Origin of the sequence: Pseudomonas sp. ANT_H4 (genome assembly GCF_008369295.1) — a bacterium.
In the GTDB taxonomy this organism is placed as follows: Bacteria; Pseudomonadota; Gammaproteobacteria; order Pseudomonadales; family Pseudomonadaceae; genus Aquipseudomonas.
On record NZ_VOBG01000006.1, the window covers coordinates 205,813 to 225,609 of the forward strand.

22 protein-coding genes and 1 pseudogene are annotated in these 19,797 nt (G+C 59.3%); 7 read left to right on the top strand and 16 right to left on the bottom strand.

Annotated elements, in window-relative coordinates; translation table 11 throughout:
* Window positions 1–22 precede the first annotated feature (22 nt).
* The 7 genes and pseudogenes from FQ182_RS10270 to FQ182_RS30185 all read right to left on the bottom strand — a co-directional run.
* Window positions 23–1,378, bottom strand: a complete 1,356-nt coding sequence (locus FQ182_RS10270; RefSeq protein ID WP_149411527.1) for a nucleobase:cation symporter-2 family protein — start codon at window positions 1,376–1,378, stop codon at window positions 23–25.
* Between the two features lie 188 nt (window positions 1,379–1,566).
* Entirely contained in the window at window positions 1,567–2,856 is a 1,290-nt protein-coding gene (locus FQ182_RS10275; RefSeq protein WP_149411528.1) for a urate hydroxylase PuuD, read from the bottom strand.
* A 51-nt stretch (window positions 2,857–2,907) separates the two neighbouring features.
* The gene (locus tag FQ182_RS10280; protein WP_149411529.1) at window positions 2,908–3,411 is read right to left on the bottom strand and encodes an ureidoglycolate lyase; all 504 of its coding nucleotides are present in this window, start codon (window positions 3,409–3,411) and stop codon (window positions 2,908–2,910) included.
* A gap of 84 nt (window positions 3,412–3,495) precedes the next feature.
* Window positions 3,496–4,491, bottom strand: a complete 996-nt coding sequence (alc, locus tag FQ182_RS10285) for an allantoicase (protein WP_149411530.1) — start codon at window positions 4,489–4,491, stop codon at window positions 3,496–3,498.
* Between the two features lie 76 nt (window positions 4,492–4,567).
* The gene (gene uraD, locus FQ182_RS10290; protein WP_149411531.1) at window positions 4,568–5,083 is read right to left on the bottom strand and encodes a 2-oxo-4-hydroxy-4-carboxy-5-ureidoimidazoline decarboxylase; all 516 of its coding nucleotides are present in this window, start codon (window positions 5,081–5,083) and stop codon (window positions 4,568–4,570) included.
* On the bottom strand, window positions 5,080–6,006 hold the full coding sequence (puuE, locus tag FQ182_RS10295; protein ID WP_149411532.1) for an allantoinase PuuE: 927 nt from the start codon (window positions 6,004–6,006) through the stop codon (window positions 5,080–5,082). Before puuE ends, uraD begins: the two co-directional genes overlap by 4 nt.
* Window positions 6,007–6,213: 207 nt before the next feature.
* Window positions 6,214–6,303 (bottom strand): annotated as a pseudogene (locus FQ182_RS30185) (outer membrane lipoprotein carrier protein LolA); the annotation flags it as partial.
* A gap of 174 nt (window positions 6,304–6,477) precedes the next feature.
* Here FQ182_RS30185 and uraH point away from each other — a divergent pair.
* Window positions 6,478–6,831 (top strand): hydroxyisourate hydrolase, encoded by a 354-nt coding sequence (gene uraH / locus FQ182_RS10300; protein WP_149411533.1) that lies wholly within the window; start codon window positions 6,478–6,480, stop codon window positions 6,829–6,831.
* A gap of 70 nt (window positions 6,832–6,901) precedes the next feature.
* Here uraH and FQ182_RS10305 read toward each other — a convergent pair whose 3' ends face one another.
* The 3 genes from FQ182_RS10305 to FQ182_RS10315 form a co-directional block, all read right to left on the bottom strand.
* Window positions 6,902–7,528 (bottom strand): LysE family translocator, encoded by a 627-nt coding sequence (locus FQ182_RS10305; RefSeq protein WP_149411534.1) that lies wholly within the window; start codon window positions 7,526–7,528, stop codon window positions 6,902–6,904.
* Between the two features lie 63 nt (window positions 7,529–7,591).
* On the bottom strand, window positions 7,592–8,923 hold the full coding sequence (locus tag FQ182_RS10310; RefSeq protein WP_371923871.1) for an NCS2 family permease: 1,332 nt from the start codon (window positions 8,921–8,923) through the stop codon (window positions 7,592–7,594).
* A gap of 224 nt (window positions 8,924–9,147) precedes the next feature.
* Entirely contained in the window at window positions 9,148–9,582 is a 435-nt protein-coding gene (locus FQ182_RS10315; protein WP_149411536.1) for a MarR family winged helix-turn-helix transcriptional regulator, read from the bottom strand.
* Between the two features lie 82 nt (window positions 9,583–9,664).
* Between FQ182_RS10315 and FQ182_RS10320 the strand changes: the two genes are divergently transcribed.
* Together FQ182_RS10320 and FQ182_RS10325 are read left to right on the top strand one after the other, a co-directional pair.
* Complete coding sequence (locus FQ182_RS10320; protein ID WP_149411537.1) at window positions 9,665–10,831, top strand: PLP-dependent aminotransferase family protein; 1,167 nt, start codon at window positions 9,665–9,667, stop codon at window positions 10,829–10,831.
* A 10-nt stretch (window positions 10,832–10,841) separates the two neighbouring features.
* Window positions 10,842–11,444: a glutathione S-transferase family protein gene (locus FQ182_RS10325; RefSeq protein WP_149411538.1), complete on the top strand. Its 603-nt coding sequence runs from the start codon at window positions 10,842–10,844 to the stop codon at window positions 11,442–11,444.
* Here FQ182_RS10325 and FQ182_RS10330 read toward each other — a convergent pair whose 3' ends face one another.
* Complete coding sequence (locus tag FQ182_RS10330; protein WP_149411539.1) at window positions 11,445–12,356, bottom strand: LysR family transcriptional regulator; 912 nt, start codon at window positions 12,354–12,356, stop codon at window positions 11,445–11,447.
* 129 nt (window positions 12,357–12,485) lie between these two features.
* Between FQ182_RS10330 and FQ182_RS10335 the strand changes: the two genes are divergently transcribed.
* Genes FQ182_RS10335 through FQ182_RS10345 form a run of 3 tightly spaced genes read left to right on the top strand, consistent with a single transcriptional unit; the run spans window position 12,486 to window position 15,431 of the window.
* Window positions 12,486–13,778, top strand: coding sequence for a CitMHS family transporter (locus tag FQ182_RS10335; RefSeq protein WP_133098965.1), 1,293 nt, complete (start codon window positions 12,486–12,488; stop codon window positions 13,776–13,778).
* A 1-nt stretch (window position 13,779) separates the two neighbouring features.
* On the top strand, window positions 13,780–15,111 hold the full coding sequence (locus FQ182_RS10340) for an acyclic terpene utilization AtuA family protein (RefSeq protein ID WP_149411540.1): 1,332 nt from the start codon (window positions 13,780–13,782) through the stop codon (window positions 15,109–15,111).
* Window positions 15,108–15,431, top strand: coding sequence for a hypothetical protein (locus tag FQ182_RS10345; RefSeq protein ID WP_133098963.1), 324 nt, complete (start codon window positions 15,108–15,110; stop codon window positions 15,429–15,431). The genes FQ182_RS10340 and FQ182_RS10345 overlap by 4 nt, the downstream gene beginning before the upstream one ends.
* 9 nt (window positions 15,432–15,440) lie before the next feature.
* On the opposite strand, the gene FQ182_RS10350 is transcribed toward FQ182_RS10345, so the two are convergent.
* The 5 genes from FQ182_RS10350 to FQ182_RS10370 form a co-directional block, all read right to left on the bottom strand.
* Window positions 15,441–15,812 carry a glutathione S-transferase N-terminal domain-containing protein gene (locus FQ182_RS10350; protein WP_149411541.1) on the bottom strand — a complete coding sequence of 124 codons (372 nt, stop codon included), beginning with the start codon at window positions 15,810–15,812 and terminating at the stop codon, window positions 15,441–15,443.
* A 104-nt stretch (window positions 15,813–15,916) separates the two neighbouring features.
* Window positions 15,917–16,462: a GTP cyclohydrolase I FolE gene (gene folE, locus FQ182_RS10355; RefSeq protein ID WP_003204506.1), complete on the bottom strand. Its 546-nt coding sequence runs from the start codon at window positions 16,460–16,462 to the stop codon at window positions 15,917–15,919.
* 78 nt (window positions 16,463–16,540) lie between these two features.
* The gene (locus tag FQ182_RS10360; RefSeq protein WP_133098961.1) at window positions 16,541–17,098 is read right to left on the bottom strand and encodes a Smr/MutS family protein; all 558 of its coding nucleotides are present in this window, start codon (window positions 17,096–17,098) and stop codon (window positions 16,541–16,543) included.
* 76 nt (window positions 17,099–17,174) lie between these two features.
* Entirely contained in the window at window positions 17,175–17,495 is a 321-nt protein-coding gene (locus FQ182_RS10365; RefSeq protein ID WP_149411542.1) for a hypothetical protein, read from the bottom strand.
* A gap of 139 nt (window positions 17,496–17,634) precedes the next feature.
* Window positions 17,635–18,225 carry a cysteine hydrolase family protein gene (locus FQ182_RS10370; RefSeq protein WP_149411543.1) on the bottom strand — a complete coding sequence of 197 codons (591 nt, stop codon included), beginning with the start codon at window positions 18,223–18,225 and terminating at the stop codon, window positions 17,635–17,637.
* Between the two features lie 239 nt (window positions 18,226–18,464).
* On the opposite strand from FQ182_RS10370, the gene prmB reads away from it, so the two are divergent.
* Window positions 18,465–19,373, top strand: a complete 909-nt coding sequence (prmB, locus tag FQ182_RS10375) for a 50S ribosomal protein L3 N(5)-glutamine methyltransferase (RefSeq protein WP_149411544.1) — start codon at window positions 18,465–18,467, stop codon at window positions 19,371–19,373.
* Window positions 19,374–19,797: the final 424 nt, after the last annotated feature.

The window sequence follows — 19,797 nt, forward strand, 5'->3', positions numbered from 1 at the left end:
GCCGGGTGAGCTGTTTTCTAAATCAATGCTGGTGGACATGTTCAGAGGCCGCAGCCCGTTCGGCTCCGCCCAGGATGTTGAACAACAGGTTCAGTGACAACGCGCTGATGGTGGCCATGGCGATGCCGCTGTGGGTAATCGGGCTCATCCACAGCGGCAGTTGCGCGAAGAACTCCGCACGCACCACCGGAATCAAGCCCATACCGATGCTCACGGCTACCAGCAACTGGTTGCGACGGTCGGCGATGTCGGCTTCCTGGAGAATTTTGATCCCGGTGGCCGCCACCATGCCGAACATGGCGATGGATGCACCACCGAGTACGGCAGGTGGAATCGATGCCACCAGGTACGCCGCCTTTGGCAACAGACTGAGGACGATCAAAAAGCCCCCGGCGACGATCGTCACCGAACGGCAGCGCACACCGGTCATCTGCACCAGGCCGATGTTTTGCGCGAAAGAGGAGTGGGTAAAGGTGTTGAAGAACCCGGCAAAAAACGATGCGCCGGCATCACACAGCAGTCCGCGCCGCAGCATCTTTGGCGTGACTTCCTGGTCGGTGATCTTGCCCAGGGCGAGGAACATCCCGGTGGACTCAACGAAGATAATCACCACCACCAGGCACATTGACAGGATTGGCGCCAACTCGAATTTCGGCATGCCGAAATGCAGCGGCGTCACCACTTGCAGCCACGGCGCCTGGGCCATGCCGCTGAGGTCGACCATGCCAATCATCCCGCACAGCCCGTAACCCACGGCCATGCCGATCAGCACCGAGATATTGACCCAAAACCCGTGCATGAAACGGTTGATCAGCAGGATGGTGACCAGCACCAACGCGGCAATCGCCAGGTAAATCGGCGAGCCGAATTGCACCGCAGCAGCACCGCCACCGGCCCAGTTCACAGCGACCGGAAACAGGGATAAGCCGATGGCTGTGATGACTGTGCCCGTCACCAGCGGAGGGAAGAAACGCACCACCTTGGACATGAACGGCGCAATCACCATGCCGAAGAACCCGGCGGCGATTGTCGCGCCGAAGATCCCTTGCAGGCCGATGCCGGGCATGCCGGCCATGGCCACCATGCTGCCGACGGCGGCGAAACTGGCGCCCATCATCACTGGCATGCGGATGCCCACCGGGCCGATGCCGAACGACTGGACCATGGTGGCGATGCCTGCCACCAGCAGGTCGGCGTTGATCAGAAAAGCGATTTCTTCACGACTCAAGCCCGCGGCTTGTCCGATGATCAAGGGCACTGCCACCGCGCCGCCGTACATCAGAAGGACGTGTTGCAGGCCTACCAGGATCAGTTGCAACAGGGGTAGCCGCACCATGGCGGGTGCGGCAGGAATCTGCGGTTCGGCTAACTCGGACATGCAACACCTCGGATCTTTTTTATTTTTGTGTTGTTTGGCATTCAATTGCCATTGGAGCTGTTCGCGACCTCTGTAGGCACGAGCTTGCTCGCGAAAAACTCAAGGGCACCGCGTTCATTCAGGATGGGCGCGTTATCGTTGACGATCTTCGCGAGCAAGCTCGCTCCTACAGTGGATGGTGCACATAGCTAGTTAGTGCGGGCTCCTTGATTGATCCAGGTGCCAATCAAATTCCGTTCCTGCTGGGTCATCTGGGTAATGTTGCCCAGCGGCATGATCTGGCTCGCCACCGCCTGTGCCTGAATCCGTGCCGCTTGTTGCTGGATCTGCTGCGGCGTATCAAACATCACCCCGCCTGGTGCAGCGCTGAACAGCGGGCTGGTGGGCTTGGCTGAATGGCACACGGCGCAACGTTCTTGAATCACGCTGTGCACCTTGCCGAAGTCCGTCGAAGCCTGGGCCGGTGCTGGATCAGCAGCGGGTGCAGGTGCTGCGGGTTTGGCGCCGCCGCCCACTGCGGTTTCCGGCAATGGTTGGTATTGGAGGGTGGTCGCAGCCTTGGCCACGTCCGGTGCAGTCGACACCGGCTTGGGGCCGGTGACGTAGGCCAGGCAAATCATCGCCAGGGCGCCGACCGGCAGGGTCCAGGCGTATTTCTGGCTGTTATGACGGGTGTTGAAGTAGTGGCGCACCAATACTGCCGCCACCGCGATCCCGGCCAGGATCAGCCAGTTGTATTGGCTGCCATAGGTGCTCGGGAAGTGGTTGCTGATCATGATGAACAGCACCGGCAAGGTGAAGTAGTTGTTGTGCCGTGAACGCAACAAACCCTTGGCCGGCAGCGACGGATCAGGGGTGCGGTTTTGCGCGATCGCCGCTACCAGCGCCCGTTGGGCCGGCATGATGATGCGGAACACGTTGCCGACCATGATGGTGCCAATGATGGCGCCGACATGCAGGTACGCACCGCGACCGCTGAACACTTTGCTGAAGCCGTAGGCCGCGCCGATCAACAGCACGAACAGGATGAAACCGAGCAGGGCAGGGCGCTTGCCCAGGGCCGAGTCGCAAAGAAAGGAGTATATGAACCAGCCCGCGAACAATGAGCCAATGCCCAGCAATACGCCTTCGCTGCCGCTGAGACTGCTGCCGGGGGCAAGCAGGTACAGCGTCGGGTTGAGGTAGAACACCACGCACAGCAAGGCTACGCCTGACATCCAGGTGAAGTAGGCCTCCCATTTGAACCAGTGCAGGTTGTCCGGCATGGTCGGCGGGGCCAGTTTGTATTTTTCCAGGTGATAGATGCCACCACCATGGATCGCCCACAAGTCGCCGGACAGGCCGTCCTTGGGGTTGACGCGGTTCAGGTTGTTTTCCAGCCAGACGAAGTAGAACGAAGCGCCGATCCAGGCGACGCCAGTGATCATGTGAACCCAGCGCACGCTAAGGTTCAGCCATTCCATCAAATGTGCTTCCACAGTCTTTACCTCTCGCTTGTCACCCTTGTTGTCAGGTGATCAGGCCTTCTCTTATTGGTGGGGGGCAAGGATCAACTGCTCATCCTCTTTGAAAAAATGCTCATCGCAGTTATTGCCTGTGCCACTGCGATCAACCACCAGGAAGTCATCCCGCTTTTCGATCGTCAGCACCGGGTGGTGCCAGACGCCGCGATGGTAATTAATGCCCTGCCTGCCGTTGGTGACGAAGGCGCGGACCAAGCCTGATACAGGTTCATCGCCAAGTGGCGCGACCACGATCAGAAAGGGATTGCCGAGCAGCGGTATGAAAGCCTGGCTGCCCAGCGGATGTCGCTCCAGCATGCACACGGTCAACGGCATGTCCTGCGCGTCGGCGCGGAAGATGCTGATGATCGCCTTGTCCTCAGGCGTGGCCGTTTCTACGTCGGCCAGCCGGTGGAAACGCATGGTCGAACCGTTGTTGATCATGAAGTGATCGCTGCCGTCGGTTTCGATGACGTCTCCGAAAGGGGCGAAGGCTTCTTTGGTCAGGGGTTCGATCATCAGTGTGCGCATGGCTGTCTCTTAATCTGTTTGGTTGTTGATGGATCTTTGTAGGAGCAAGAACTAGGCGTCCCCCTCGCTCCTACAGACTCAGCATTACTTCGAAACCTTGCCAAGAACCCGCAAGCGGCTCACGCCACCATCCGGGAACACATTCAGACGAATGTGAGTGATTGGGCCCAGTGCCTTGATCTGCTCGGCGAAGCTGTGTTCGGCATGCATTTCCAGTTTCTGCGCCGGCAGCAGTTCGCGCCAGAACAGCGATTGGGTTTCGATTTGGCTGTCGGTGCCGCCCTTGACGAACGCGCCCTGGATCGAGCAAGTGTCCGGGTAGTTGCCTTTGAAGTGCAGGGTGTCGACGATGATTTTTTCGATCTCGCCCGGATGGCCCAACGCGACGATCACCCAGTCATTGCCAGGTGTGCGACGACGAGCGGTTTCCCAGCCGTCGCCCATGTTGATGCCACGGCCTGGGTTGAGGATGTTGCTCATGCGGCCGAAGTGTTCATCGGAGCATGCCAGGGCTCGACCGCCATTGAGTGCGGCAGCCAAGTCAACCTGTTCGTTGTCGCCCACAGCGGACCAGTCGCGAAACGGAATACCGTACACACGCAGACGTGCCACGCCGCCATCCGGGTAGATATTGAAGCGCAAGTGGCTGAACGCCTGGTCGTTGCTGATCTCGTGGAAGTGATGGCTGTTGCCTTGCAACTCAACAGCCGACAGCACTTCAACCCACTGGGTGTTTGCATCCGGCTCGCCGGAGGCCAGGAAGCACGCTTCCAGCGAGGCCGACGGCGGGTAGTTGCCGGTGAAGAATGAAGTGTCGATGTCCACGCCTTTGATCGAACCCGGCACGCCCAGGCGGATCACCGCGCTGTCGTAGCCTTCGAAGCGCTTGCGGCGTGACTCCCAGCCGTCCATCCACTTGCCGTTGTCATCGAAAACGCCCTCCTTCCACACGGCCGGGGTCGGCTGGAACAGACGGTTGGCGTCAGCGAACCAGTCATCGGTCACCGAGATGATCTTGGTGCCCAAACGGGCGTCGGCCAGGTTGACGAACTTCTCGAAAGGTACGGGTTGCGTTTTCATTCTTCTTGTCTGCCTTAAATTAAGTGGCTTGGGATGCTCGCCAGGCCCTGGGCGCTGATCGCTCGGGCCAGGTCTGCTAAAGGGTCAGTAATCGGAACAACGCGATCTTGTTGATCTCGGCCAGCGCGCACTTGAACTCGGTGTCTGTCGAGTTGTGGATGCGGGTTTCGAATGCCGCGAGGATCTGATGCCGGTTGCTGCCTTTTACCGCCATGATGAAGGGAAACTTGAACTTGGCCTTGTAGGCGTCGTTCAGCTCGGTGAAGCGAGCAAACTCGTCGCTCGAGCATTGGTGAATACCCGCGCCTGCCTGTTCTCCAGTGCTGGCCGCGGTAAGCTGGCCCTGGACGGCAGCTTTGCCGGCCAGGTCCGGGTGAGCGTTGATCAGGGCCAGTTGGCTTTCGTGATCAGCGCTCAACAGGATGTCGCTCATGCGTTGGTGCAGGGTTTCGATCTGATCGATCGATGCGTCCTGGCCCAGGTCGAAGGCCTTTTCGGCCACCCATAGCGAATGTTCGTAGATGTCGGCGAAGGCGGCGACAAACTCATCGCGGCTCAGGGTCGAGGGTTTCAAGGTCTGGAAGGTGCTCATTTGGCCGCTCCCTGAAAAGGATGGGTTTGGTGCCAGTGGCGGGCAATGTCCACACGGCGGGTGAACCACACCTGCTCATGGCCCTTGGCGTATTCGATAAAACGCTTGAGGGCGGCCAGGCGTGCCGGGCGGCCGATCAGGCGGCAATGCAGGCCGATGGAGAGCATTTTTGGTGCTTCGCTACCTTCGGCGTACAGCACATCGAAGGCATCCTTGAGGTATTCGAAAAAGTCATCGCCCTTGTTGAAACCCTGGGCCTGGGTGAAGCGCATGTCATTGGTGTCCAGGGTGTAGGGGATCACTAGGTGCGGCTTGCCGGTAGGGTTGTTGGGTTCCCAGTAGGGCAGGTCGTCGTCATAGGTGTCGCAGTCGTAGAGGAAACCGCCTTCCTCCATCACCAGTCGTCGGGTGTTGGGGCCGGTGCGCCCGGTGTACCAACCCAGTGGGCGTTCGCCGGTCAGTTCGGTGAGGATGCGGATAGCTTCGAGCATGTGCTCGCGCTCCTGGGCCTCGTCCATGTGCTGGTAGTCGATCCAGCGATAGCCATGGCTACAGATCTCGTGGCCGGCGGCGACCATGGCGCGGATCACATCCGGATGGCGCTGGGCGGCCATGGCCACGGCGAAGATGGTTAGCGGGATATCGAATTCTTTAAAGAGTTTGAGGATGCGCCACACGCCGGCCCGGCTGCCGTATTCGTAGAGCGACTCCATGCTCATATTGCGCTCGCCTTGCAGCGGTTGCGCCGAGACCATTTCCGAGAGGAAGGCTTCCGACTCTTTGTCGCCATGCAAGATATTGCGCTCGCCGCCTTCTTCGTAGTTGAGTACGAACGACAGGGCGATACGGGCCTTGCCCGGCCAGTGAGGGTGAGGAGGGTTACTGCCGTAACCGATCAGGTCGCGTGGATAGTCAGCGCTCACTGCAGTCTTCCTTCTTGTTCGTGGTAGCAATGGTGTGGCGGCCGGGCAGCGAAAAGACTGAGTGGCGTCACAACGATGAATGATTGTATACAACTTATCTCCAACTTTGTAAGCCTGAATTTCTGCATTTTTTCCGAACGGCCTACCTTGTACGGTATTGCAATAAACCTGCCTGACTGGTCAGCTAAATCAAAATAAACACTCCTTTACTGTAGGAGCGAGCTTGCTCGCGAAAAACCTGAGAGCACCACGGTAAACCCGATGCGCTGCGTCATCGTTGACGATTTTCGCGAGCAAGAACTAGGCGTCCCCCTCGCTCCTACAGAAACGATGTCCATGCCATAAAACTGGTCTGTTGAATTTATTGTGTACAATTTTTTTAGAAAGTGTCTTAATTAGCTATCGCCGGCTTATTTCATGCCCTGAAAAGGTGCGGCTTCTTTCTCACCAACTTCGGAAGGCTCGCGACCCATGGGACGACTGACCACACATGTATTGGACGCCGCACATGGCTGCCCAGGCAGCGCCATCAAGGTTGAACTGTACCGCGTCGAAGGCACGCAACTGGAGTTGGTGGTCAGCACGCTGACCAACAACGACGGCCGTTGCGACGCACCGCTGCTGCAAGGTGACGACTACCGCAGTGGCGTCTATCAGTTGCAGTTCAGCGCCGGCGATTACTACCGCGCCCGTGGCGTGCAATTACCTGAACCGGCCTTTCTTGACGTGGTGGTACTGCGTTTTGGTGTCAGCGCCGAACAGGACCATTACCACGTGCCCTTGCTGATTTCGCCTTACAGCTACTCGACCTATCGCGGTAGCTGAGTCGTCACCTCGCTTCATACCCCACGCTCTTCGTTGGTTTCGCCCGCTCACACTGCGGGCTTTTTTTTGGCTAGCGGCTCAATAATGAGGCCGCCCCCGCGCCGCTGAATAACCCCGCGCTGATCCGGTTGAACCAGCTCTGGCCCTTGCCACTGCGCAAATACCGCGCCGCGCCATGGGCACCCAGGCCGTAGGCCAATTTGCACAGCAGATCCAGGACAGTCCAGGTGGCAATCATGATCAGCAACTGCGGTAGAAACGGTTGCTGGCTACTGAGGAACTGCGGCAAAAAGGCGGCAAAAAACAAGATGTCCTTGGGGTTGCTCGCACCTAGCACAAAGGCTCGGCTGAACAGGGCGCGAAAGCGTGGAGTCGGCGTGGCTTCAGGTACTTCGGCGCCATGGGCCGGTTGGCGTGATTGCTGCCAGCTCTGCCAAGCGAGGTAGAACAGGTACAGCGCACCGACGATTTTCAGGGCGCTGAACAGTTGCTCAGAGGCCAGCAACAAGGCGCCCAGGCCCAGGGCCGAAGCACTTAGCAGGCAGATCGAGGCAAACACCCCGCCGAGAAACGCAGGGTACGAACGGCGCAGGCCGTAGTTCAAGCTGTTGCTGATCATCAGCAACGACAGTGGGCCTGGGATTAGAATCACCACCAGCGCAGCGCCGCTGAACAGCAGCCAAGTTTCCAGACTCATTGCATTCCTCCATTCGTACAAAAGCCCCACCCGACGGGGTGAGGCAGGATCACGTGTGCAGGCCTACAGGAACGCAAACTTGGCGATGAAGATCGCGCAAAGAACCCACAGGCTGACGGAAATTTCCTTGTGTTTACCGGTACCGGCCTTAAGCACCACGTAGGTGATAAAGCCTAGGGCGATGCCGTCGGCAACGGAAAAGGTCAGGGGCATCATGATCGCCGTGACAATTGCCGGAATGCTGTCAGTAGCGTCGTCCCAGTTGATGTGAGCCATGCCGCTCATCATCAGCATCGCCACATAGATCAAGGCCCCAGCGGTGGCGTAAGCGGGAATCATGCCAGCCAGCGGAGCAAAAAACATCGCCGCGATAAACAGCACGCCCACGGTCACCGCCGTCAGCCCGGTGCGCCCACCGGCTGCCACGCCCGCCGCGCTTTCCACGTAGCTGGTCACCGGCGGTACGCCGACCATGGCGCCGAACACGCTGGAGGCGCTGTCGGCTTTCAGGGCGCGTGACAGGTTTTCGATCTTGCCGTGCGCATTCACCAAGCCTGCCCGTTGTGCGACGCCCATCAGCGTACCGGCGGTGTCGAACATGTGTACAAACAGAAAGGCGAATACCACGCTGATCATGCTGACATTGAAGACACCCATCACATCCATCGCCATCCAGGTCGGCGCCAGGCTCGGTGGGGCGGCGACAATACCTTTATATTGCACCAGGTCCAGGCCCCAGCCGGCGAGCGTCACGGCGATGATGCTGATCAGGATCGCGCCGAACACACGGTGATAGCTGAGCACCGCGATCAACAGAAAACAGATGGCCGCCAGCAGTGGGGCAGGTTCATGCAGGGAGCCAAGCTTGATCAGGGTGGCCGGGCTCTCGACGATGATGCCAGCGGTTTTCAGGCCGATGACGCCGAGAAACAGCCCCACCCCTGCGCCCATGGCGTGACGCAGGCTCACCGGGATGCTGTTGAGCAGCCATTCACGGATGCGCGACAGGGTCAGGATCATGAACAACACGCCGGAGATGAACACTGCTCCCAGCGCGGTTTCCCAGGTGTAGCCCATGGTGCCGACCACGGTGTAGGTGAAAAACGCATTCAGGCCCATGCCTGGCGCCAGGCCCACCGGCCAGTTGGCGTACAGGCCCATCAACAGGCAACCCAGGGCAGCGGCGATACAGGTGGCGACGAACGCCGCACCGTGATCGATGCCTGCGTCGGCCATAATGTTGGGGTTGACGAAGATGATGTAGGCCATGGTGATGAAGGTCGTGAGGCCGGCGATCAGCTCGGTCTTCACTGTGGTGCCATGCAAGCTGAGTTTGAACAGGCGTTCCAGCCAGCCGTGCTTCGTGGCGCAGAGGTGCGGCGAGGCGAGGTCCAGCGGGGCTTCGGATTTGCGGCTTTCCACAGCGAGTACTCCTCAAGAGTTTTATTGTTATTTCCAGCGCCGGACACATGAGTGGGCAGCGGCGCTTTGAGGTACGTCAGGCTTGCGGGTTTTGTTGACCATTAGGTCAGGAACTCGCACGAAGCGAATTATGCTTTTGTATACAAATAAAGCAAATAATGTTTTATATTTTTTGTGCGAAAGAGATGAAAGGCAATTCAGGATTGGCCGCTCAGTGCTTTGTTCACCGCCAACCAGCCATTCACCGCCGTCTCCCCGGCGTCGGCAAACGCCCGTTGCAACAGCTTCACCTGTTCGCGGCGCAAGGATTGTTCGAAACGCAATCCTTCCTCGGTCAATTCCAATAGGCGCTTACGCTTGTCGGTCTCGCAGGCGACGCTGTTCACCAAGTGCATTTCCTGCAGTTGGCGTAGCGGCATGTTTAACGCTTGCTTGCTCACGCCGAGCAATTGCAGCAGTTCTTTCACGCTCAAGGCTGGGTAACGGGCGATAAAAAACACCACGCGCTGGTGCACGCGGCTCAAGCCCCGGCGTTCGAGCATTTCATCGGCCTTGGCGGTAAAGGCCTGGTAGCCGAAAAAAAATGCTTCCATGGCCGCTTGCTGGGTGGTCTGGTTTTTAAGGTCAAGCATATTGACGTATCTACCCGAGTCATCGTAATTTCGGTCAACCAGTTTGACGTATTCTTCCCTGGCTTTGCTACCGGTGACCTCTATGGCTTTCTCCGAACGTGTCTCGCGCCTTAAAAGTTCCTTGATCCGTGAAATCCTCGCGGCAGCCCAGCGGCCAGAGGTGATGTCCTTTGCCGGTGGCCTGCCGGCCGAAGCCATGCTGCCCAAGCTTGATTGGGAAGACATGCCGCTGAGTATCGGCCAGTACGGCATGAGCGAAGGCGAGCCGCAGTTGCGTGAACTGCTGGCTGCCGAGGCGCGGGCGTTGGGCGTGCAGTGCGAAGCCAGCCAGGTGTTGGTGGTCAGTGGCTCCCAGCAAACCCTGGACCTGGCGGCCAAGCTGTATATCGACCGAGGCACGAAAGTCCTCCTGGAAGGGCCGACCTACCTGGCGGCGTTGCAGACTTTCCAACTGTTCGGCGCCGATTGTCTGACGGTGCAGCTTGAGGCCGATGGCCCGGATCTGGCGGCCCTGCGCAACAGTCTTGAACTGCACCGCACTGCATTCATCTACCTGATCCCGACCTTCCAGAACCCGTCGGCGGTGCGCTACAGCGAAGCCAAGCGCGACGCGGTGGCGGCGTTGCTCGATGAATTCGGCGTGACACTGATCGAAGACGAACCCTATCGTGAACTGACCTTCGACGGCGGCAGCGCCCGGCCGATTGTCAGCCGTTTGAAGAAAGCCAGTTGGGTCTACACTGGGACCGTGTCCAAGACCTTGCTGCCAGGTCTGCGCGTCGGTTACCTGATCGCCAGCCCCGACCTTTTCCCCCATCTGCTCAAGCTCAAGCAGTCTGCGGACCTGCACACCAATCGTGTCGGCCAATGGCAGGCGATGCAGTGGATTGGCACTGAAAAGTACCAGCAACATCTGGTTGAACTGCGCAGTTTCTATCGGGTTCGCCGCGACGCATTCCAGGTGGCGCTGGAGCGGCATTTCGCTGAATTGGCCGACTGGCAGGTGCCCCAAGGCGGATTATTCTTCTGGCTGACCTTGAAACAGCCGCTCGACACCCGCACTTTATTGGATCAAGCGCTCGATCAGGACGTCGCGTTCATGCCCGGTGAACCGTTCTTTTCAGAGCCGGACCAGCATCACGGTCATTTGCGGCTCAATTTCAGCCACATTGACCCGCAGCGCCTGGACGAAGGTCTCAAGCGTCTCGCTGCGGTGGTCCGCCAAGCACAGCTCGCGCAAGCGGCATAAGGGGAGCCCCATGTACAAGGTTTATGGCGATTACCGTTCGGGCAACTGCTACAAGGTCAAATTGATGCTCAACCTGCTGGGTATCCCGTACCAGTGGGTGGACGTGGATATCTTGAAAGGCGACACCCAGACCGCCGAGTTCCTGGCAAAGAACCCCAACGGCAAGATCCCGGTGCTGGAACTGGAAGACGGCACTTGCCTGTGGGAATCCAACGCGATCCTCAACTTCCTGGCCGACGGCAGCGAATTCCTGCCAACCGAACCGCGCTTGCGCACGCAAGTGCTGCAGTGGCAGTTTTTCGAGCAGTACAGCCATGAACCGTACATTGCAGTGGCGCGGTTTATCCAGTCTTACCTGGGGCTGCCGGAAGATCGCCTGGAGGAATACAAGACCACCCATAAAGGCGGCTACAAGGCCTTGAAGGTCATGGAAAGGCAGCTGCAATCCACGCCGTACCTGGTGGGCGATCAGTATTCCATTGCCGATATTGCCCTGTATGCCTACACCCATGTCGCTCATGAAGGTGGTTTTGACTTGAGCCCTTATCCGGGCGTGCAGGCCTGGCTGAAACGAGTGGCCAGCCACCCGAAACATGTGGCGATGCTGGACTGATCAAAAACCTAAATGTGGGAGCGGCGTTGTGCCTGATAACTCTTCATTGAGCAGCTCAAAACAGCGCAACGCCGCCGGGCTCAACCGCATCCCACTGCGACTGATCAAGCCAATCTCCCGGTTCACCCCAGGATGATCAATGTTGATCCGCTTCAACCCCTCCAGACTGTCCGCCGCCGACTCCGGCAAGATACTGATCCCCAACCCCTGACGCACCAGCGCCAATACTGTCGACATGTAATTGGCCTCCATCCCTGCCAGCATCGTCAGCCGGTGCTCGTCGAACAGTGCGTCCACTTGCTCGCGCACGCTGCTGTCGCGGCCGGTGAGGATGATCGGCTGGTCGGCCAGTTGCGCCAGGGTCAGTTGAGTGTGACGGGCAAGGGGATGGTCCAGAGGGACGAAGGCACACAAACGATCATTGAGCACCGGTACAAAATCCAGGCCGTGACTCAGGCGCGCCCTTACGCCAATGCCGAAATCCACGTCCCCCGAGCGCACTTGAGCATGAATGCGATGGGCCACCAGGTCGTGCAGGCGCACTTCAATCGCGCTGAAGCGCTCTCGAAACAAACGCAACACCGGAGGCAGGGCGCCGGCGCAGACCGAAGGTAGGGCGGCGATGGTCACCACGCCGCGGCGCAAGGCAGCCAAGTCCTGGGAGCCACTGACGATGTTGTCCAGGTCCAGCAGCAGTTTCTCCATCGGCCCCCGCGCATCCAGCCCGGCGGTGGTGATGCTGACATGGCGCGGGCTGCGGTCGAGCAGAGCGACGCCGAGCCAGTCTTCCAGCTGTTGCACCTGCACCGTCAGCGCCGAGGGCGATAAATGCAACTCGTTGGCGGCCTTGGTAAAGCTACCGGTGCGAGCGACAGCGAGAAACGCCTGGATATGCTGGATCGAATTTCTCATGATTGGTTTTCCGAGCATTCTGTTTTTATGGATGTGGACTACTTAATATTCCAATTTACAAAGAGTAACGTGGTTCCAATACTCCGGGGAAAACAATAGCCGGCGAAAACGCCGTTCTGGAGCTGCCCCATGCTCGCTACCCTGGGTGTCATTACCATCCTGAGTCTGCTCGCTGCCGTCATGAGCAAACGCCTTTCGCCACTGGTTGCCCTGATCGCCTTGCCGATCATTGCCGCGCTGCTCGGCGGTTTCGGCCTGCAAACCAGCGCCTTTATCATCACCGGTATCAAGAACGTCGCCCCTGTGGTGGGCATGTTTGTGTTCGCGATCCTGTTCTTCGGGATCATGACCGATGCCGGCATGCTCGATCCGATCATTGACCGCATCCTGCGTACGGTTGGGACGCGACCTACACGAATTGTTGTCGGCACTGCGACCCTGGCGTTGCTCGTGCATCTGGACGGCTCCGGCGCAGTGACCTTCCTGGTGACGGTGCCAGCGATGCTGCCGCTGTATACCCGGCTGGGTATGGATAAGCGCATCCTTGCCTGCGTGGCAGCGATGGCCGCCGGGGTCAACTTCCTGCCCTGGACCGGCCCGGTGCTGCGTTCCTCAGCGGCGTTGCATGTGCCGGTGGCGGACCTGTTCCAGCCGCTGATTCCGGTGCAGATCGTCGGCCTGATCTTTGTTTTTGCCTGTGCCTGGTGGCTTGGCCGGCGTGAAGAAAAACGCCTGGGCCTGGGCGCCGGCTCGACCGTCGACACGGTACCGCAACGTGTACTCAGCGACGATGACATCGCCTTGCGTCGCCCACGGCTGTTCTGGGTCAACCTGGTCCTGACGGTACTGGTGATGGTGGTGATGATTGCCGGTTGGGTCGATCCGGTGGTGATGTTCATGCTCGGCACCGTGCTGGCGTTGTGCATCAACTACCCCAATGTCGACGCCCAGCGCGCGCGGATCGATGCTCATGCAAAAACCGCCCTGACCATGGCCAGCATCCTGCTCGCCGCCGGTGTGTTCACCGGCATCATGCAAGGCACCGGGATGCTCAAGGCTATCGCCGAAGTAGCGGTGGCGCAGATTCCCGCCGGTCATGGCAAGTTGATTCCGGCGGTGGTGGGTTTCCTGTCCATGCCGTTGAGCATGCTGTTCGACCCTGATTCCTACTATTTCGGCGTGATGCCGGTGATCGCCGAAGTCGGCAAGGCCCTGGGCGTCGATCCGCTGCAAGTGGCCCAGGCCTCGTTGCTCGGTGTGCACACCACTGGCTTCCCAGTCAGCCCACTGACGCCCGCAACCTTCCTGCTGGTGGGCCTGTGCAAGATCGAACTGGCCGATCATCAGCGCTTCACCATCCCTTTTCTGTTTGCCGCGTCGGTGTTGATGACCCTGACCGCGTTGCTCTTGGGAGTGTTTTGAGATGAAAACCTTACGCATCGGTTCTGGCGCCGGCTATTCCGGCGACCGCATCGAACCTGCCGTGGAACTGGCCGAGCAGGGCGACCTGGATTACCTGGTCTTTGAATGCCTGGCCGAACGCACCATCGCCCTGGCCCAGCAGGCACGAATCAGCGATCCACAGGGCGGCTACGACCCGCTGCTGAGCGAGCGCATGCGTCGTGTGCTGCCTTTTGTCGGCCAGCACACAGGGCGTCGGCGCTTGCGGGTAATCACCAACATGGGGGCCGCCAACCCGCTGGCCGCTGCCGTTGAAGTGCGGCGGGTCGCCAACGAATTGGGCCTGAGCCTCAAGGTGCTGGCGGTGGTCGGCGATGATGTCCTGGAAGTATTGCGCCGCCATCCGGAGCAGTTGCTGGATAACGGTCAGACCTTGGACTCATTGGGCGACCGATTGATTTCCGCCAATGCCTACCTGGGCGCTGAAGGCATTATTGCCGCCTTGCAGGCCGATGCTGACGTGGTGGTCACCGGACGCGTGGCTGATCCGTCATTGTTCCTCGCGCCGCAGATGTTCGAGTTTGGCTGGGCCGTTGATGACTGGCAGCGCTTGGGGCGTGGCACGCTGGTTGGGCATTTGCTGGAGTGTGCCGGCCAGGTCAGCGGTGGGTATTTTGCTGATCCAGGTTTCAAGGATGTCGAGGATCTGGCGCGGCTGGGTTTTCCCCTGGCCGAGATTGATGCCGACGGCGCGGCGCTGATCACCAAGGTCCAGGGCTCGGGCGGGCGAGTCAGCCGCGCGACCTGCACTGAACAGTTGATCTATGAAGTCCACGATCCAGCCGCGTATCTGACCCCGGACGTGTGTGCGGACTTTTCCCTGGTGTCCTTTGTCGAGGAGGCCGTGGATCGAGTGCGGGCTTATGGCGCCGAAGGGCGGCCACGCCCTGAGCAACTGAAAGTCAGTGTCGGCTACCTGGATGGCTGGATCGGTGAGGGGCAAATGTCCTACGGCGGTCCGGGAGCTGTGGCTCGGGCTCGGTTGGCTCGGGATGTGGTGCTCAAGCGCTTGGAACTGACGGCTGTCAGGATGCAGGACGTGCGCGCCGAACTGATCGGGGTTGACTCTCTGCATGGTCAGCGCAGCGATGCAGAGCCTTGGGAAGTGCGCCTGCGGGTCAGCGCTCGCTGTGAAGAGCGCAGCGAAGCAGTGCGCGTCGGTAATGAAGTGGAAACCCTTTACACCAACGGCCCTTCCGGCGGCGGCGGTGCCAGTAAAAGCCTTCGCCAAGTGGTCGCGGTGGCGTCGTTGCTGCTGCCGCGTAGCGCGGTCAACCCGAGGATTGAGTCATGAGCCTGGTCAAACTGCACACATTGGCCCACTCCCGTACCGGGGATAAGGGCGACACCTCGAATATCTCGATCATTGCCTATCGGGCCGAGGATTATCCGCTGTTGTGTGAGCAACTGACGGCCGAGCGGGTGGCGGCGTATTTTGCGCCGTTGCTGGAAGCGGGTGCAGCGCCGGTACGGCGTTATGAATTGGCGAATGTACAGGCGCTGAATTTCGTATTGCCGGGGATCTTGCGAGGCGGGGTGACACGTTCCCTGGCGCTGGATGCCCATGGCAAGTGCCTGGGCTCCGCGCTGCTGGATTTATCCATTCAAGGGTAGAGCAGGGCTTCAGGCCGCCGCAAACCGCTTGTCCAGATAATCGATGATCACCTTGGAGTCATACATCCAGGTGGTCTGGCCGTTCTCTTCAATGCGCAGGCACGGCACTTTGATCTTGCCACCCTGTTCCAGCAGAGTCTGGCGATCCTGCTCATTGTTCTTCGCGTCTTTCAATGCCACTGGCACGTTCAGACGGTGCAAGGTACGGCGCGTCTTCACGCAGAACGGGCAGGCGTGGAACTGATACAGGGTCAGGGCCTTGGCCGACTGGTCGACCACCGCCTGGGCATTGGCCGGGCGCTGTTGTTTGCGCGGGCGGGTGATGAAGTCGACAAAGATGATGACTTGGCCGAGGCCTATTCGAAGCGCTTTGACTAACACGGTTAAAAACCTCTTGCCCATGAACGAAGGGGCGGCAGCTTACCTGATTTTCGATAGACGAAAAAAAACCGGCGATGAATGCCGGTTTTCTTTTGTGCAGCCTGTTATTTGATCAGGCTGAGAAACTCGCTACGGGTCGCCGCGTTTTCGCGGAACTCACCCAGCATCACCGACGTGATCATCGACGAATTCTGTTTCTCCACACCGCGCATCATCATGCACATGTGCTTGGCCTCGATCACCACGGCCACGCCCAGGGCACCGGTCACCTGCTGAACGGCATCGGCGATCTGGCGGCTGAGGTTTTCCTGGATCTGCAGGCGGCGGGCGTACATGTCGACGATACGCGCGACCTTCGACAGCCCCAGTACTTTGCCGCTGGGGATATAGGCGACGTGGGCCTTGCCGATGAACGGCAGCAAGTGGTGTTCGCACAACGAGTACAACTCGATGTCCTTGACCAGCACCATTTCACTGTTGTCGGAGCTGAACAAGGCACCGTTGGTGACTTCTTCCAGAGTCTGTTCATAACCGCGGCAAAGGTACTGCATCGCCTTGGCGGCACGTTTTGGCGTGTCGAGCAGGCCCTCGCGGGAGACGTCCTCGCCGAGTTGGCCGAGGATCGCGGTGTAATTCTGTTCCAGGGACATGAAACTACCTGTGGGATTTTCGCAAAGTACAAGGGTACGGTGGCCGACACATCGCTGCAAGCCTGACGATGGCACTTGTTACTCGTCGCGCCCTTCCATCATCGTGCGCTTGAGCATCACATACACCGCACCGGCACCGCCGTGGCGCGGCTGGCAGGAGGTAAAGCCGAGCACCTGGGAATGCTGGCGCAACCAGGTGTTGACGTGGCTCTTGATCATCGGCCGCTTTCCATCCAGGCGCACAGCCTTGCCGTGGGTGACGCGCACACAGCGGATTTCGAATTTAGTGGCTTCGGCAAGGAAGGCCCAGAGGGTTTCACGCGCTTTTTCCACGGTCATGCCGTGCAGGTCGAGGCTGCCCTCGAACGGAATCTGGCCAACCTTGAGCTTGCGCATCTGGCTTTCCTGGACGCCATCGCGGGCCCACATCAGCTCATCTTCGGGGCCAACGTCGATGACGAACTGATCGGACAGGCCGTCCACCGTGGTGGTATCCATCCGCACTGTGGCTGCTTGGCGCAGCTTGGCGATCTGCGCACGGTCGGCCTTGGGTTTGCCGGTTTCAGCGCGCTCGTGCTTGATGGGCTTGATGCCTTGAGTCGCGCTTTTGAACAGGGAAAAATCGTCGTCTTGCATGTCAGCCTCCGCGAAGGGCGGGCAGTTTACCCAAATCGAGGCGCCAGAGGCGGGACAAAACGCTATCAGTGTCTTTTCAGTCGTGTTTTTTCATCAAGTGCGAAGCGATGCTCAACTCCAGCGGCTGACGCATGCGCCGCCGGCAACGGCGCCACAACCACACGCCAACCCACAGGATCAACAGGCCAATCACCAGCACTACGGCAGAACCGCCCGGGCTGGCATTCAGCTCGCCAAGGGCCGGTGAGTGTCCCAACAGACTTGCGGCCCCGGCCATTGCCAGCAACACGCCCAACATCGTCAAAAGCGCGGCAAAGCCGGCGCCCAGACGCAGACGCCAGTTGCTCGGACCCTTGGGGCGCAAGCGACGAGCGTCAAAACCATCGGATATCTTCATTCCGACCTTTCCTCAAGGGTATCGGCCCTTCGACCGGAAGATGGACAGGTTGTTCCGGGTGCAGAGGCAATTGCAGCAAATGAGAGGCTTTTGCGGATGAGCGGGGCCGCAATGGCTGCACCGCTCATCGATAGGTCGATCAGATCAGATCTTTGGTCAAGGCGAGTGTGGCGAAGTTGTCGGCCATGATGGCCATCTCGGTTTGCTGCACATGCTCGGCGCTGAGGATACCGCCCTTGTAAGGCAGGTCGCGGGTGGCGCAGGCATCTTCCACCAGGGTGCAGCGAAAGCCCAGGTTCTTCGCCGCGCGCACAGTGGTGCTGACACTGGAGTGGCTCATGAAACCGCAGACAATCAGGTCCAGGGAGCCGAGGTCCTGCAGGCGCTTTTCCAGGGCCGTGCCATGGAAGGCGCTGGGTAGCAACTTGCCGATGATGGTTTCGTCACCTTCAGGCTCAAGCCCCGGGATGAATTCGCCGCGCTCGCCCTGTGGGTCGAACAGACCGCCTACGGTGCCCAGGTGGCGCACATGGACAATCGGACGCCCGGCGTTGCGTGCCGCAGCCGTCAGTTGTTTGATGTTTTCGACAGCTGCTTCCATGCCCGACAGGGCAAGGGGGCCGCTCAAATACTCTTTCTGGGCATCGATGATCACAAGGGTCGCGTGGCCCAAATTGGCCGGTGCGTAACCACGACCGCTGAGTTGAAACATCGTCTTTGGAACGGACATTCTGGGGCTCCTGTGAGTGGGGCTTTTGCGACATTGTCCTCTGGCTGAGCGCTTCTGTGAATCGCTACCATCGTAAGGTACGCCGTTGTTGGCCTACAGCCATGTCAAGAGGGTGCGATGTGTAACAGAAAGAAGCACAAGCGGATGAAATTCGACGTACGGTGAAGGTTTTTCGTACATCGTCCGTACAGCTTAAGGCTGTTAGAATCGCCAGTCGTTTTTTCCAGGAGCTTGCCCCCGTGATCACTTCTCGCCTGCGCACTTTGCGCGACCACATCCGTTGGGCTGTTAGCCGTTTCCATGGGGAAGACCTGTTTTTTGGCCATGGCACCGACAATGCCTGGGACGAAGCCCGGCAACTGGTGCTCGGCGCCTTGCACCTGCCGTGGGAAATTGCCGACAGTTATCTGGACTGCAACCTGGAAGAGGATGAACTGGTCAATCTGCAGTGCATGCTCAAGCGCCGGATTGAAGAGCGCATTCCTACCGCCTACCTGTTGGGCGAAGCCTGGTTTTGCAGCATGTCGTTCATCGTCGATGAGCGAGTGCTGATCCCGCGTTCGCCGATTGGCGAGCTGATCGAAAACCGCTTCGAACCTTGGTTCGCCGTACCGCCAGCGCGCATTCTCGACCTGTGCACCGGTTCCGGCTGCATCGGCATTGCCTGTGCCTACGAGTTCCAGGGCGCCGAAGTGGTGCTGGCGGACTTGTCGTTCGAAGCGCTGGAAGTGGCCAACCAGAACATCGAGCGTCATGGCGTCGATGAGCGGGTCTACACCGTTCAGGGCGACGGCTTCGACGGCCTGCCGGGCCAGCGTTTTGACCTGATCGTTTCCAACCCGCCCTATGTTGATGCTGAAGACTTCGCCGACATGCCCGACGAATACCAGCACGAACCCGAACTGGGCCTGGCCTGCGGTGAAGATGGCTTGAACCTGGTACGGCGCATGCTGGCCGAGGCGGCGGATCATTTGACCGAGAAAGGCTTGTTGATCGTCGAGGTGGGCAACAGCCAGGTTCATGTCGAGGCGCTATACCCCGAGGTGGATTTTGCCTGGCTGGACTTCAAGCGGGGCGGGCATGGGGTGTTTATGCTCACCGCCGAACAGTGCCGGCAGCATCAGGCGGTGTTTGCCTCAAGGGTTTAACCTTGCTCACTGTAGGAGTCGAGACACAAAATGTGTGGCTTGCCTGCGATAGCGATGGATCGGTCAATATTGAAGTCGACTGTCACCCTCTTGTCGCGGCATGGGTATCGTTCTAGGGGGCGATGGAGTACATATCCGTTAGCTCGGTCATGGCGGCTTAGGGTTACGCCCTTACGGCGTGTCACTTTGAAAAGCCCAAAGTAACCAAAGGCTCCTGCCCTACCTATCGGCGCCTCGCCTAGGCTTGGCGTTCCCTCACTCCGACATTGCTCCGTGGGCCGCCGCGATGGGCCATCCCTGGCCCAGCGCGGCTAAACCGGCGTCCTGCCGGTTTACCCACTACGCAACGCCTGCGTTCGGCCTCTGGTTTTATGGGCAGGCAGATCAAGAACCAAATCAAAAGCCAGTGCCTGCCAATCGGCTT